Raw genomic sequence first — 14,992 nt, 5'->3', positions numbered from 1 at the left:
AAATTGTGACTGTCCCCAGTGAGTCAGTTAGGATTCTTCATATGTATTTCCAAAAAAAAGACTGACCTTTAAGTATTTTCAGGTCAGTCAATATTAGTTCAAGTCTTCTAATGTTTCGTTAAACTTTTCAAAGAAAAGATCTGCTTCCTCTTGTTCAAATTCGTTATCTTTTTCAGGTAGTGGCGGGAGTTCCTTTATCGACTTCAGTCCAAAATATTCCAGAAATTCTTTAGTGGTTCCATACAATATTGCACGTCCTGTTCCCTCAGCTCTGCCGACTTCTTTAATAAGGATTTTGGTTACCAGTGTTTGAATTGGCCTCTCTGTTTTCACACCGCGAATTTCTTCAATTTCTGCTCTAGTGATTGGCTGTTTATATGCCACAATCGCTAAAGTCTCTAATGCAGCTTGTGAAAGTGAGCCATTTCCGGGTGATTCAACTAATTTTTTTAAATACATAGCATGTTCTTTTTTCGTTGTTAGTTGAAATTGACCTGCAACCTCTACAAGCTCAATACCCCGATCTTTCTTTTTATAACTTTCAGCAAGTTCTTTCACGATATCCACGACTTCCTGTTCTTCTACCTCTAAAACGATCGTTAATTGTTTCAGGGAAAGACCCTCGTCGCCGGAAGCAAATAATAATGCTTCTACGATTGAATTCCAATCAATCACACCTAAGGCCATTTAAGTTTCACTCCCCATAATAAAAATATCTGAAAAATTATTCTCCTGCTCGATAACAATAGAATGTGTCTTCATTAGTTCTAAGATTGCCAAAAAAGTCACAACTAAGTGCTCTTTACTATTAGAAGGAAATAAATCTTGAAATTTTCTCCGGCCTGGTTTTGACCTTAAATCAGTTAATATTTCTTCCATTCTTTTTTCAATCGGAATCTCCTGACGTGCAATTTTGGCTTGAACCGGCTTTTGAATTTTCTTTCTCCGTAACATTTTTTGAAAAGCACCTAACATGTCATAAATTGATACATTTAAAGATTCCATATGTGCCGGTGATTCAGTCACAAATTCACTTAAATCACTTGGAGCCTTTGTATAAACTTGTGAACGATCTTCTTCTAGTGATCTAAGATCCTCTGCAGCCTCTTTATATTTTCGATACTCAATTAATCGCCTCATCAACTCATCGCGGGGATCTTCCTCAGGCTCTTCTCCATATTCATCCTCAAAAAGTTCTTCTTCTTGTTTCGGAAGCAACATTCTGCTCTTTATCGACAATAATGTTGCTGCCATAACTAAATATTCGGAAGCAATATCAAGCTGGAGCTCTTGCATTGTATGAATATATAACATATACTGCTCTGTTATCTCTGACACAGGAATATCATATATATCAATTTCTAAACGGTTTATTAAATGAAGTAATAAATCTAAAGGTCCTTCAAATGCGTCTATTTTTACGTGATACTGCAATTTCTATCCCACCATTCTTACTACTAGCCACCATATAGTATAGATTAAATTCTTAACATGTCCAATAGTTATTTCTCGTTTATATGGTTACTGGAAAGATCTTCAAAAAAGCTAAAAACTTCAAAAGATAGACTTCTGCCTATACAATTTAATCTTTCACTCATATATTACAAGTGTATAAAAGCTAAACATGAAGGAGGATTCAAAAACATGGGTGATCAAGGTTTTAACTATGGTGCAGGCTTTGCGTTAATTGTAGTATTGTTCATTTTGTTAATTATCGTAGGTGCTGCTTGGTTATAATAGCAAAATGAGGTTGCTGATTTCTCAGCAACCTCTAAACTTTTTAATTAATGAGTCATATTTAAATTCTTGTCTTGTTTTATGTTACACTGTCATTAAGAAATGATGGGATTGAAGGTGTTAACGTACAATGTTTGACCGAGCATATATTGAATATCTTGTCCATTTTCATTGTGATCGAGATTATTTTGAATGTCATGAAGTGCTGGAAGAACACTGGAAAAAAGATGCACGAAATAATAGAAAGAAATATTGGGTCGGGTTAATTCAAATCGCAGTTGCTCTTTATCACCAAAGAAGAGAAAATTTTAGTGGAGCTTTAAAAATGATTTCAAATGCCATTAAGATTCTAGAAAAAGAAAAAGACCATATCGAACAATTAGGGTTACATAGTGATCAGCTTCTTAAATTACTTGTGAATAGAAAAGAGGATATACAACATCAACTTCCATATACAAGTATAAATCTTCCGATAATAAATAAAAACCTAATGAATGAGTGCCTGTTAATTTGCCGTAAACAGGGAAAGGAATGGGGAATTGAGAGTAACTTAAGAAACCTCGATCTAATTCATAAACATATGAGACGAAATCGAACTGACGTCATTAAAGAGCGTTTAGTTGAATTAGAAAAAAGAAAAAAATCGAGCTGTTCATACAAAAAAAATTCTAATTTGTAAGGGTCAGACCTCCGGATTTTCTCCTACCTTCTATCTAAATATGAAGGTATTGAGAAATGATAAGGAAGTCTGACCCTTTTCATTTAACAATTACTCTTTACAATCTTTACATTTTTCAAAAAAAGCTTCTGTTTCGTCATTTGGAATAACTGTTTTGTTCTTATAAAGATCTGTTACCGCATGTACCATTTGTTTACCAATCCCTTGTTGTCTGTGAGACGGGTTAACGGTAATATGTTGAATTTCAACAAGGTCTTCTCCTTTAAAAACGACACCAATAGCACCAATGATATCTTCGTCCTGTTTCCATAAAAACAATTGCCACTCAGCTGATGTTTCATATTGTTTTATTGTTTGTTGTAATTGCTTTAAGTCTTTTTCTGCTGGCATAAATGACAGTAGACCCATAGCAATTTTTTCAAAACTTTTTTTAAAGCGAATTAACATAGATACCCCTCATTAACGAATTAGCCTTCAATATGAAAGCAAAAGTGTTTAAAACCGTACAAAAATTAGCTGATTTACCTTGTTTTAAGTTATTAACAAAGTTTAACACTAGCCAAATTCACAAATAAATACAATTATATATATGATTCAAAATTATCCTTTGTTCTCAATCATTATAAACAGTTTTTCGACGATTTTAAACACCTTTTTTGGAAAATTAATCAAGAGTCTTTAATAAATTTCCCATTTCAATTGCTGTTACTGCAGCTTCATAGCCTTTATTACCAGCTTTTGTGCCTGCTCTTTCAACTGCTTGCTCGATCGATTCAGTTGTTAATACACCGAAAATTACCGGTACACCTGTTGTTAATGATGCTTGTGAAACTCCCTTTGCCGCTTCATTGCAAACATAATCATAGTGAGTCGTTGCACCGCGAATGACAGTACCTAAAGTAATAACTGCATCATATTTGCCGGATTCAGCTAATTTTTTTGCTACCAATGGTAATTCAAATGCACCTGGAACCCAAGCTACTGTTACATCAGATTCTTCAACACCATGTCTTTTTAGAGCATCTTCCGCTCCTCCTAGTAGCTTAGAAGTAATAAATTCATTAAAACGCGCTACCACTATTGCAACTTTTAATCCACTTCCAATTAAATGACCTTCAAATGTTTTTTTCATTCTTTATTCCTCCAATTTTCTATTTAAAAATGTAAGTAATGACCTAGTTTTTCAAATTTTGTTCTTAAGTATTGCTCATTTTCCTTTCTTGCAGGCATTTCAATTGGTACTCTGTCAATAATCGTTAAGCCATAGCCTTCAAGTCCAGCAATTTTACGAGGATTATTTGTTAAGAGCTTCATTTTTTCAATTCCTAAATCTTTAAGTATCTGAGCACCAATGCCATAATCTCTTAGATCTGGACCAAATCCTAACTTTTCGTTTGCTACAACGGTATCATACCCTTGTTCTTGAAGCTTATAAGCCCTCATTTTATTAATCAGACCAATACCTCTTCCTTCTTGTCTCATGTAGAGTAATACACCTTTACCCTCTTTTTCAATTTGAGAGAGTGCAGCATGTAATTGTGGTCCACAATCACATCTATATGAACCAAATACATCTCCTGTAAGACATTCTGAATGCACTCTTACTAATATATCCTCTTCAGGGTTTATCTCCCCTTTTACAAACGCAACATGTTCTTTTTGATCTAGTACATTAGAATATCCAATTGCTCTAAAAGAACCAAATTCTGTTGGCAATTCAATTTCAACTTCTTTCTTCACCAACTTTTCTCTACGGTTGCGATATTGAATTAAGTCCTTAATCGTAATAATCTTTAGGTTAAGCTCTTCAGAAAGGATTAGAAGATCAGGTACTCTTGCCATTGTTCCATCTTCTTTTATGATCTCACAAATAACTCCACCAGGCTTGGCACCGCATAAAAGAGACAAATCTACTGCTGCTTCTGTATGGCCTGCCCTACGGAGAACGCCACCTTCTTTGGCTATTAACGGAAAGGTATGTCCTGGTCTTTTAAAATCTGAAGGTTTAGATTCATCTGATAAAAGTGCTCTTACAGTATCAGCACGTTCAAACGCACTAATTCCTGTTGCATTTGTTTTATGATCTACACTTACTGTGAAAGCTGTTCCATGTGGATCTGTGTTATGAGTGACCATAGGGGAAAGATCCAACTTAGCTGCCTGTTTTTCAGTTAATGGCACACACACAAGTCCTCTGCCATGCTTTATCATAAAATTAATTGCTTCAGGAGTCACTCTATCTGCAAGTGAAACAAAATCCCCTTCATTTTCACGATCTTCATCATCAACTACAATGACTACTTTCCCATCTCTTAAATCTGCTATCGCCTCTTCAATTGTATGGAACATGATATAACTCCTTTCATATATGTTACATGTTAAAGGCTATTAAGTCAGCTAGTTAGCTTATATCTATACGTGACTTAAACAAATCCGTTCTCTTCCAAAAATGATTTACTTAATGAAGGACCCTTTGTCTGCACTTGCTGAGAAACAAATTTTTTTATATATTTCCCAACCATATCACATTCAATATTCACAATATCGCCAACACCTTTTGTACCTAAAATAGTTTCCCCTAAAGTGTGAGGAATGATTGAGATAACAACTTTTTCTTTGTCTAACCCAAAAATTGTCAAGCTTATACCATCCACTGTAATAGATCCTTTCTGGATCAATGTACTAGTCAATTCTTCCGGTACCTGTATTTCATAGTAAACCGCGTTGGACACCTGCTGTTTTTTTGTAATTTTCCCGATACCGTCAACATGACCGGAAACAAAGTGACCGCCGAATCGTCCATTAGCTGCCATCGCTCTCTCTAAGTTTACTGGTGACCCTTTTTTCAATTGCGATAAAGAAGTACTCCTAACTGTTTCCGGCATCACGTCAACAGAGAATGATTCAGCTGAAAATTGTGTGACCGTTAAGCAGACTCCGTTTACTGAAATACTGTCACCTAGAGATACATCGTGAAGAATATGCTTCGCCCCTACAGTAAATACGATTGCTTCTTTAGCGTTTTGTACACTTTGAATTGTGCCAATCTCTTCAATAATTCCTGTAAACATTTAATTTCCTCCTTCCTGTGTAAAGATGTCATATTTACGTTTACATTGCTTTGCTTATTTTATGCAAAGCTAAAAAAGCCCACTGTCAAAAAGACTAGGGGCCTTGGTAAATGTTCGAAATTGATATTTGAGTATGTCAAATAAGAGTATTAAATGTCTGTTTTTTCACAGACTTTAATACACCGCAAAAAATCACGCAATCCTTCTCCCATCCAGACTTTCACTGTCGGCTCTAGAATCTCACTAGATCCACCGTTAACAATTGTGCTAACGGGTCACGGACTAAGAGGGGTCATCCCCTTCATCACCGCCGGTAGGGAATTTCACCCTGCCCCGAAGAATGTAATGTAATACGAAATATGAAATTATAAATTATATTTTATCCGTATAATGAGAATGTTGCAATCTTTATGTTCTTTTTTTAGAAATTAAAAAGAACCGCCCCAGAATGAGACAGTCCTTTGTTTTAACTTTTATTCTTCAAAAACCTTTACTTCCTTCATTACATCGTTCGGTTTAATTTTATAAACTGCTTCAAGATTATCAACCACTTTACCAAATACAGTGTGAACTCCATTTAAGTGAGGCTGTGGCTCGTGAACGATGAAGAATTGGCTTCCACCAGTGTCTTTCCCAGCATGTGCCATTGAAAGTGAACCTGCTTCATGCTTATGTGGGTTGCCTTGTGTTTCACATTTAATTGTATAGCCAGGACCACCAGTTCCTGTTCCATGCGGACATCCACCTTGTGCTACAAATCCAGGAATAACACGATGAAAAGTTAAACCATTATAGAAACCTTCATTAGCAAGCTTTTCAAAGTTAGCTACAGTTCCTGGTGCTTCATTTGAGTAAAGTTCCAATGTCATGATATCTCCGTTTTCCATCGTAATTTGCGCTTTTTTCATATGTATGAAACCTCCAATATGTTTTGTACGTCTAATAGACATGAATACTTACCTATTCTACTATACTCAAGGGAGGAATACCAAATAGATCGTATTTAAATAATATTAAGAAATTCTTAATTTCCATTAACCATGTATTGACTTTTACAAAAAAGCACTATAATAGATGGGAAGAGTCATTGTTTTAAATAAGGAGGCATTATCTTGAAAAAATATATAATAGGGTTCATCGCTTTACTTTTATTTGCTTTTCCATCTTTAACCTACGCTGATGCTGTAGTTGGAGATATGACCATTACTCTTGGAGAAAATTTAACAGAAGCGCAAAAACAAACCATTTTAAAAGAAATGAATGCGACATCAGAAGATCAAATCATCACTGTGTCCAATGAGGAAGAACATCAATATTTAGGTGACTATATTCCAAAAGCTACTATAGGGAAAAAAGCAATATCCTCTACAAGCATCACGATTGAAGAGTCCGGTTCAGGGCTAGAAGTAAAAACAAAGAACATAACTTGGGTTACAGATGAAATGTTTTTAAATGCCCTTATGACAGCAGGTATTAAAGATGCATCTGTTTACGTTACGGCTCCGTTCGAAGTTTCTGGTACTGCTGCTTTAACAGGCTTGATCAAAGCTTATGAGATTACTTCTGAGGAAGCCATACCTGAGGATGTAAAACAGGTAGCTAATGAAGAACTTGTCACAACTGCTAAACTTGGAGATGAGGTTGGAGCGGAAAACGCAACTGCTTTAATGGCAAAAATTAAAGATGAAATTGCTAAAAATGGAATGCCTGAGACAGATGCGGAAATACGTACAATGATCGAAAATGCAGCGAATGATTTAGGTATTACGTTGTCTGAAGAACAAATCAATAGTTTAATTGATTTATTTAATAAAATGAAGGATATCAATATAGATTGGAATCAAGTGGGTGACCAACTTGACCAAGCAAAAGATAAAATATCAAATTTCCTTAATTCCGAGGAAGGACAAACTTTCTTAGAGCAAGTAAAAGAGTTCTTCATATCACTGTGGAATGCTTTTATTTCAATTTTCACAAACAATGAGCAGTCCGCATAAAAACGAGAGCAGTGACATACTGCTCTCGTTTTGTATTACCCTTATTTATTAATGACTTTTGATTGTAAAGGTAAGTCATTACCAATCAAATCTTCAAACCTCTCTCTTTTCACTACAAGTTGTGCCTCACCGTTTTCAACGAAAACAACTGCTGGTCTAGGGATTCTGTTATAATTATTTGCCATTGAGTAACCATAAGCACCTGTACAGAAAACAGCCAAAATATCATTTGATTTTACCTCTGGTAATGGCAGATCCCAAATTAACATATCTCCGCTTTCACAGCATTTTCCTGCAATTGAAACAGGGACATCATGCTTTTCTAATGCCCGATTTGCTAATACTGCTTCATATTTTGCTTGATATAAAGCCGGACGGATATTGTCACTCATCCCACCATCAATCGCTACATATTCTCTAATATTAGGTACGGTTTTTGTTGATCCAGTTGTATACAATGTTGTTCCCGCATCACCTACTAGTGAGCGGCCTGGTTCAATCCAAATTTCCGGCATTGCAATACCCATTTCATTTACTTGATTTTTAACAGCCTCAACAATTTTTTCTACATAATAAGTTGCCGGAAGCGGCTCATCTTCTGCTGTATAGCGAATTCCAAAACCTCCACCCAGGTTCACAACCTCGGGGATAAATGAGAATTGGCTTTTCCATTCCTTGATTTTCATAAATACTCTTTCGGCTGCTAGGACAAATCCAGCAGTATCGAATATTTGAGAACCAATATGGCAATGAATTCCCAGCAATTGAATATGACTTGAATCCAATACTGCCTCGATCGCCTTTTCAATTTGTCCATTTAATAAACCAAATCCAAACTTTGAATCCTCTTGTCCTGTTGTAATATAATCATGTGTATGTGCTTCAACACCTGGCGTGACTCGTAGAAGGACTGATATTTTTTGACCAGATGTATTGGTGAGGTCTTTTAAAAGTTCAATTTCATAGAAGTTATCTACAACAATACACCCGACACCGTGATCTAGTGCCATTTTAAGTTCTGCTTTGCTTTTATTGTTACCATGCAAATGGATTTTTGAAGCAGGGAATCCTGAAGCAATGGCTGTGTATAACTCACCGCCGGATACGACATCCAATGAAAGACCTTCTTCATCAATAAGCTGAAACATGGCAATCGATGAAAATGCCTTACTAGCATAAGCAACTTGTGCTTTAACGCCCATTTTTTCAAAAGCTTCTTTAAAGCTTCGAGCGCGTTCTCTTATTAACGCTACATCGTAAATATAAAGAGGTGTACCATATTCTTGTGCCAATTGAATGGTATCCACTCCGCCTATTTCTAAATGCCCTTTTTCATTTATCTTACTAGTACCATGTAAGAACAAAATGTATCCCCTCTTTCTACAACTAGGCTTTTACGTTTAACTTATCTTGCCTGCAAAATAGTTGATTAATTATTCAAGAAAAAAGACAGTTAACACCAGCTGGTCATTAACTGTCTGTTATGAAAATTCTGCATGAAATTAAACATACAATATCATAAATGAGGGGTTCTTTCAATGTCACTTTACCCTATTCCGGTTGTTTTTTTACGTTTTGAGGATGTACAATACTCGGTCTAAGCTTAGCTCCCGGGACAGATGTACGGATAATGATTTGCCATAATGCCTTCGCATTAAATGGTAGAAAGGGCCATAGGTAAGGAGTGTTTAGTGATTTTATTCTTACAAGTGAGATGATAAAAAGTGTACATCCAATAACAAAGCCTTCTAATTTAAAAACAGCGACTGCAATTAACAGTATTAACCTCGCCATTTTATTTGCAACACTTAATTCATAACTTGGTGTTGCAAAGGTTCCGATAGCAGCAACAGCTACATATAAGATTACCTCCGGAACGAATAAACCAACATCAATCGCGATTTGACCAATCAACGCAGCAGCGATTAGACCCATCGCAGTAGAAAGAGATGTTGGTGTATGTATCGCAGCCATTCTTAAAAATTCAATCCCAAAATCAGCTAAAAATATTTGTATCACAATCGGAATATTTTTTTCTTCATTAGGTCCAATAAAAGCTATATTTTCAGGTAAAAGAGAAGGTTCTAGGACAAACAAAAACCATAATGGTAAAAGAAAAATGGATGCAATGATTCCTAAAAATCGGACCCATCGTAAGAATGTACCTACCGCTGGTGCTTGGCGATATTCCTCCGCATGCTGAACATGATGAAAGAATGTAGTAGGAGTGATAATGACACTCGGCGATGTATCAACAATAATTAATACATGCCCTTCTAATAAGTGATTAGCCGCGACATCGGGTCTCTCTGTATACCTTACTAAGGGATACGGATTATAGCCCTGCTTGACTAAAAATTCTTCGATTGTTTTATCAGCCATTGTAATTCCATCAACTTTGATTGTATCAAGTTCCTTTTTTATGGTTTTAACTAGCCCGGGATCGGCTACATCTTTGACGTAAGCAAGACAAACATCTGTTTTTGAGCGTTCACCAATTTTCATCATTTCATAACGCAAACGTTCATCTCTAATCCTTCTGCGGATTAAGCCTTGTGTTAACAATAATATTTTCGACAAACCCGTCCCTTGCTCCACGGACAATTTTTTCTGTATCAGGCTCTTGAGGTTGTCTGCCGGGATAACTTCTTACATCGACAACCAGCCCATAGTCCGAACCTTCCATAAGGAAAACGATTAATCCTGAAAGAACTTGGTCAACCACTTCATCCAATGTTCTTATCTTTTGGACTGATTGATTAACAATTCTATTTTCTAAAATTTCCTTGAATTTTATATGATTTACTTCACGATCATTTATTAATGATACATTTTTTAATATTTGAGTAATATAATTCGTATCACATAGACCATTTAAATAATACATATTTACTTGAAAGTCTAGTATGGTCAATTTCCTTACACCTAAATCAAAGCTTGTATTAAGTCCAACATGTTCGGTGAAAAATTTTTCACTTTCTGCTAAGTTTCCCGTTATCGGATATTGTTTAGCTTCCGTCTCTGTTGACATTATAACCGCTCCTTTCTAGTATTAATTCAACAGCTTTCATTGTAATTGGCGATCCAATCTTCACACTGTCCTTTCTAGCCATTTTGCCAATGTCCCCAATTCCAACAATAATAGGTACCTCTAATTGATCTAAACAATACACCGTATCACCGCTTATTCTTCCGAGTTCAAGATCTTTAAGTCCACTTTTATCTACACCGTATTCGGTTAATTCACCAAATCTGTCAATACTCACATCAACTCTCGTCCACTCTGTTTGATGTGTTTTGGACGCCACTGCAATAACACCAAGGACCTCTATTTTGGGATGTTCTGCAACATATTTTAAAGCTACTTCACCAGCGCCTTCACCTAATAATCCACAATCATCAAACATGACAAAGACAGGGTCATTTTTTGCCTGAAGGATAAGCTCAACTATTTGGCTACCACTAAGAATTGTAGGATTTCCCTGGGTTTGCGAAATGGTTCTTCCCCCTATTTGGGCTGCTACATATTGAATTGTTCTTGCTGCATATTCATCTCCATCAGTAACAATAATGACCCTCGCTTTTTCTGCCAATGTAACCTATCCTTTCGGTTTAAAGATAAGTGCCATAATGAATGCAAATAAAATGGCTGCCGAAATACCTGCTGAAGTTAGTTCAAATATTCCAATCCCAATCCCAATAAATCCATGCTCCTTAGCCTGTTCCATTGCTCCATGTAGAAGAGAGTGTCCAAAACTAGTGATAGGTACAGTTGCCCCAGCTCCGGCAAACTTTATTAATTTATCATAAAGTCCAAATCCATCTAATATTGCACCTGATACTACAAAGGAGCTCATGACATGAGCAGGGGTTAGTTTAAAAACATCTAAAAGGATCTGACCTATTACACAAATAGCTCCTCCGACAACGAATGCTAATAAATATTCCATTAGCTATTCACTCCCCCATCCGCTCTTTCGAATACAACTCCATGTGCTATTGTTGGAATCGATTCTTTCTGTTGAATCATTGTTGGGCTTAGTAATGCACCCGTCGCTACAACAAAAACCCGCTTTAAATTTCCTGCATTAAGTTCGTTAAAGATATGTGAATATGTCACGACAGCGGAACAACCGCATCCACTACCACCAGCAAATACTTTTTGATCCGGGCGATAGACCATTAAGCCGCAATCATTATGCTTATCATGAACATCGTAACCTTCTTCCTTCAATAACTCTTTTACAATTGGACTGCCAACACCTGATAGGTCTCCTGTTAAAAATAGGTCATAATCATCTGGAGTTCTATTTAAATCTTTAAGATGCTGTGCAATGGTATCCGCTGCCGCCGGTGCCATGGCAGAACCCATATCAAACGGATCCTTAATCCCTAAATCTGCTACTTTTCCAATAGTCGCAGAAGTAATTTTAATATTACTTACTTCTTTATTAATTAATACGGCACCTGAACCAGTAACTGTAAAGGTTGCAGTATCAGGCTTTTGCCCACCATATTCCGTTGGATAACGAAACTGTCTCTCTGCTGTGGCATTATGACTGCTTGTTGCAGCAATTACTTGACTAGCGAAACCTCCATCAACTAAAGCAGATCCCATTGCAACTGTTTCCATTGATGTTGAACAAGCACCAAACATACAAAGAAAGGGAAGACTGAGATGTCTCGCTACATAATTTGCCGTAACATTTTGATTCAGCAAATCTCCTGCTAAAAATAAATCTATATCATCTATCGTTTTATTTCCTTTTGTAAGACATTGTTCAACTGCCTGCTCCATTAACCTTCGTTCTGCTAGTTCCCAGTTATCTTCACCACAGTGAAGTTCTTTATGTTTTATATCAAAATACTGGCCAAGTGGTCCATCTGCTTCTTTTGGACCAACAGCTGTTCCACTTGAATGGACAAATAAAGGATTCTCAAATTGCCATGTCTGCTTTCCAGTTAGTTTCAATTTATTCACCCCACCTTAAAATGCTAGTCCATAAAAATAACGAATCATTCCGACGATATATGCAGCCACAACACCAAAAACGATAACACTTCCCGCTAACTTAAACATATTGGTGGCAACTCCTAATACAACCCCTTCACTTCTATGCTCAATTGCTGCACTTGTCATTGAGTTAGCAAACCCAGTAACAGGTACAGCAGATCCTGCTCCAGCAAATTGCCCAAGCTTATCATAGATACCAAACCCTGTTAGTAAAGCAGATATTAAAATCAACGTGGCAACAGTCGGATTTCCTGCATCTTTTTCTGAAAAGTGAAAAACATTCATATAAAAATTTTGAATTCCTTGGCCACATAAACAAATAAATCCACCTATTAGAAACGCCTTTAGGCAATTAATAAAATATGGTGGCTTTGGTTGATAATCTTTAATTTTATTCTTATAATCTTCTTTCATTTTCGCCATGTTCAGACCTCCTTAATGATTCACAAAATACATCCAATGAAATAATGAACCGACAATCTTTCCAAACACAATAGCCATTAACAAAATCAAAATCTTTTCACCAAGCCCGACCCTTTTAGCCAAAATAGGGAAAACATTTAATACTTCTGTCAAGGCTGCCGCCAACATTCCAATAAATATTCCACAAAAAAGACCAATTGGAATTAACCAAAGCTCTGATTGAAACAATAAACTATTTCTCAAACTAGCCCAACCTACCAAAACAGTGCCTAATATAATTGCCCACTCATAGACATGGATAAACTGATATGTCTTTGTTAACTGTGTTAGTCTGGGAATAATCCCTAGAACAGCCAAAAATGCTACAAAACCTGAACCAACAACAAGTCCCCCGGATAATCCGATAATAATGAGAATGAGACTATTTATTATCATGATCATTTGTATTTATATTTTCTTTATTTTCATTCATCGCTACATATTGATCTAAATCAAGTTGATAATTAAATATTTCTACCTCTAAGGGACTTGGTTCTTCATTAATTCTCTTTTTAAATAAGTGATTGAAAAACAATATCATTCCTAATCCAAGACCCAGTGAATAGGGTATCTGCAGGATTAGCGGCTGGTCATTTTCTCTTCCTGTTACAATCTTGTATATACGTTGGTGGACAGCCTGCATGCTCACATCTTCGTGGAAATTCATAATCGCCAACCCGGCTCCAATAAAGAGTAAAAGCCATACGATACAAAATAATAAGGGTGATAGTTTCTTCTTTTTGTACATAATTTCAACAATGGTCTGGTTTGATCCCAAAGCCTGAATATCAATTTGCCGATCAAATTTCCTTATTTCCTTTAAGACATGCATAATATCGATAACAACCATATTTTTGTCCCTTAACTGGACTTTATGAATGACAATTTTCTTTAGTTTTTCTGTCAACTCCTTATCGCCTACGATGAGTGCAATTTTTTCAATAGTAATGACATCGTTAGGATGTACTTGAATTCGGTGACGAAGTCTGATATATACCGTCTTATCCATCAAGGTTCACTTCCTAATGATTGTGATTGTTGATGCCTTTTCCTTTACATTACTCCTTGTAACAAGTAAAACATTTGATTGTATATGTAGTATGCATTGCCTTAATTTTAATCATGCAGTCCTGTAAGAAAGTCCAACAATTACCATTGGATTGTAAAGGAGAAAAAGCAGTTATGAAAGCAAAAAAAGGAAGAATACTCATTATCCTCCTAAAAATAAAATGGAGTGATAATCAATTATTCTTCCTCTTTATATTTGATTCATCTTGTCTTTCATTTGCTGCAAGATCTTTTTCTCAAGTCTCGATACTTGCACTTGAGAGATTCCGAGCCGATCAGCTACCTCTGACTGTGTTTGATCTTTATAATATCTCAGGAACACAATGAGTCTCTCACGCTCATCTAAATCTCGAATGGCGTCCTTCAATACAATTTTATCAAACCATTTTGTTTCCGTATTGTCAGCAATTTGATCCAGTAATGTAATGGGATCTCCATCATTTTCATAAACAGTTTCATGGATAGATGAAGGTGCTCTTACAGCTTCCTGTGCAAGTACAACATCTTCAGGAGCAATATCTAGGTAGGAGGCTATTTCAGCAACTGTCGGTACTTTTCCCATTGTTTTAGATAATTCATCTCGCGCCCGTCTGATTTTATTTCCTAGTTCCTTTAGGGAACGGCTCACTTTTACTGTACCATCATCGCGAATAAAACGTTGAATTTCACCAATAATCATCGGTACAGCATACGTCGAAAATCTAACATCATAAGATAAATCAAATTTATCGACAGATTTTAGTAATCCGATACTGCCAATTTGAAATAAGTCATCAGGTTCGTATCCACGATTTAAAAAACGCTGGACAACAGACCATACTAATCTCATGTTTTTTTGGATAATTAAATCTCGTGCTTCTTGGTCACCTTCTTGACTACGACGAATTAATTCCTTAACTTCATGATCTTTTAACTGTGTATTCGATTGATCGTTCTTGACCTCCACATCCATAGCAAGTCTCCC

Annotated in this window: 18 protein-coding genes, 1 pseudogene and 1 riboswitch; of the genes and pseudogenes, 3 read left to right on the top strand and 16 right to left on the bottom strand. The window is 36.1% G+C overall.

Annotated features, from left to right (window positions below; translation table 11 throughout):
- Positions 1-93: 93 nt before the first annotated feature.
- Positions 94-687, bottom strand: a complete 594-nt coding sequence (gene scpB / locus AC0L8O_RS06710; RefSeq protein WP_473447055.1) for an SMC-Scp complex subunit ScpB — start codon at positions 685-687, stop codon at positions 94-96.
- Positions 688-1,434, bottom strand: coding sequence for a segregation/condensation protein A (locus tag AC0L8O_RS06705; protein ID WP_473447054.1), 747 nt, complete (start codon positions 1,432-1,434; stop codon positions 688-690). It lies immediately after the preceding gene.
- Between the two features lie 210 nt (positions 1,435-1,644).
- On the opposite strand from AC0L8O_RS06705, the gene AC0L8O_RS06700 reads away from it, so the two are divergent.
- Both AC0L8O_RS06700 and AC0L8O_RS06695 read left to right on the top strand, forming a co-directional pair.
- Positions 1,645-1,737 carry a YjcZ family sporulation protein gene (locus AC0L8O_RS06700; protein WP_026560263.1) on the top strand — a complete coding sequence of 31 codons (93 nt, stop codon included), beginning with the start codon at positions 1,645-1,647 and terminating at the stop codon, positions 1,735-1,737.
- Positions 1,738-1,867: 130 nt separating this feature from the next.
- On the top strand, positions 1,868-2,416 hold the full coding sequence (locus tag AC0L8O_RS06695; RefSeq protein ID WP_473447053.1) for a DUF309 domain-containing protein: 549 nt from the start codon (positions 1,868-1,870) through the stop codon (positions 2,414-2,416).
- Positions 2,417-2,506: 90 nt separating this feature from the next.
- On the opposite strand, the gene AC0L8O_RS06690 is transcribed toward AC0L8O_RS06695, so the two are convergent.
- The 5 genes from AC0L8O_RS06690 to AC0L8O_RS06670 all read right to left on the bottom strand — a co-directional run bounded on the left by AC0L8O_RS06690 (position 2,507) and on the right by AC0L8O_RS06670 (position 6,395).
- Entirely contained in the window at positions 2,507-2,863 is a 357-nt protein-coding gene (locus AC0L8O_RS06690; protein ID WP_226526598.1) for a GNAT family N-acetyltransferase, read from the bottom strand.
- A 217-nt stretch (positions 2,864-3,080) separates the two neighbouring features.
- Positions 3,081-3,548, bottom strand: a complete 468-nt coding sequence (gene ribH / locus AC0L8O_RS06685) for a 6,7-dimethyl-8-ribityllumazine synthase (RefSeq protein WP_026560266.1) — start codon at positions 3,546-3,548, stop codon at positions 3,081-3,083.
- 23 nt (positions 3,549-3,571) lie between these two features.
- Entirely contained in the window at positions 3,572-4,765 is a 1,194-nt protein-coding gene (locus AC0L8O_RS06680) for a bifunctional 3,4-dihydroxy-2-butanone-4-phosphate synthase/GTP cyclohydrolase II (RefSeq protein WP_473447052.1), read from the bottom strand.
- 74 nt (positions 4,766-4,839) lie between these two features.
- A complete protein-coding gene (ribE, locus tag AC0L8O_RS06675) occupies positions 4,840-5,487 on the bottom strand; it encodes a riboflavin synthase (RefSeq protein WP_473447051.1) in 648 nt (215 codons plus the stop codon).
- A 196-nt stretch (positions 5,488-5,683) separates the two neighbouring features.
- Positions 5,684-5,832, bottom strand: a riboswitch (FMN riboswitch).
- 128 nt (positions 5,833-5,960) lie between these two features.
- Positions 5,961-6,395, bottom strand: a complete 435-nt coding sequence (locus AC0L8O_RS06670) for a peptidylprolyl isomerase (RefSeq protein WP_026558942.1) — start codon at positions 6,393-6,395, stop codon at positions 5,961-5,963.
- 204 nt (positions 6,396-6,599) lie between these two features.
- On the opposite strand from AC0L8O_RS06670, the gene AC0L8O_RS06665 reads away from it, so the two are divergent.
- Entirely contained in the window at positions 6,600-7,484 is an 885-nt protein-coding gene (locus AC0L8O_RS06665) for a DUF1002 domain-containing protein (protein WP_473447050.1), read from the top strand.
- Positions 7,485-7,525: 41 nt separating this feature from the next.
- Here the strand turns inward: AC0L8O_RS06665 and lysA are convergent, their stop codons facing one another.
- From lysA to sigF, 9 genes and pseudogenes are all read right to left on the bottom strand, one after another.
- A complete protein-coding gene (gene lysA / locus AC0L8O_RS06660) occupies positions 7,526-8,848 on the bottom strand; it encodes a diaminopimelate decarboxylase (RefSeq protein ID WP_026558940.1) in 1,323 nt (440 codons plus the stop codon).
- Between the two features lie 187 nt (positions 8,849-9,035).
- Positions 9,036-10,515, bottom strand: a pseudogene (locus AC0L8O_RS06655) (spore germination protein).
- Positions 10,493-11,077: a stage V sporulation protein SpoVABEA gene (gene spoVAEA / locus AC0L8O_RS06650; protein WP_026558938.1), complete on the bottom strand. Its 585-nt coding sequence runs from the start codon at positions 11,075-11,077 to the stop codon at positions 10,493-10,495. The pseudogene AC0L8O_RS06655 and the gene spoVAEA overlap by 23 nt, the downstream one beginning before the upstream one ends.
- Positions 11,078-11,083: 6 nt before the next feature.
- Entirely contained in the window at positions 11,084-11,434 is a 351-nt protein-coding gene (gene spoVAE / locus AC0L8O_RS06645) for a stage V sporulation protein AE (RefSeq protein WP_026558937.1), read from the bottom strand.
- Positions 11,434-12,456, bottom strand: a complete 1,023-nt coding sequence (gene spoVAD, locus AC0L8O_RS06640; protein ID WP_216774255.1) for a stage V sporulation protein AD — start codon at positions 12,454-12,456, stop codon at positions 11,434-11,436. The genes spoVAE and spoVAD overlap by 1 nt, the downstream gene beginning before the upstream one ends.
- A 15-nt stretch (positions 12,457-12,471) precedes the next feature.
- Complete coding sequence (gene spoVAC / locus AC0L8O_RS06635; RefSeq protein ID WP_026558935.1) at positions 12,472-12,921, bottom strand: stage V sporulation protein AC; 450 nt, start codon at positions 12,919-12,921, stop codon at positions 12,472-12,474.
- A gap of 12 nt (positions 12,922-12,933) precedes the next feature.
- On the bottom strand, positions 12,934-13,356 hold the full coding sequence (locus tag AC0L8O_RS06630; RefSeq protein WP_473448729.1) for a stage V sporulation protein AB: 423 nt from the start codon (positions 13,354-13,356) through the stop codon (positions 12,934-12,936).
- A complete protein-coding gene (locus AC0L8O_RS06625; RefSeq protein WP_026558933.1) occupies positions 13,343-13,969 on the bottom strand; it encodes a stage V sporulation protein AA in 627 nt (208 codons plus the stop codon). The genes AC0L8O_RS06630 and AC0L8O_RS06625 overlap by 14 nt, the downstream gene beginning before the upstream one ends.
- Before the next feature lie 249 nt (positions 13,970-14,218).
- Positions 14,219-14,980 (bottom strand): RNA polymerase sporulation sigma factor SigF, encoded by a 762-nt coding sequence (gene sigF, locus AC0L8O_RS06620; protein WP_078432723.1) that lies wholly within the window; start codon positions 14,978-14,980, stop codon positions 14,219-14,221.
- Positions 14,981-14,992 lie beyond the last annotated feature (12 nt).

This window comes from Metabacillus sp. KJ11-3 (assembly GCF_055808295.1).
The sequence above is the reverse complement of the archived record's forward strand: the minus strand, read 5'-3'. Positions and strand labels throughout refer to the sequence as shown.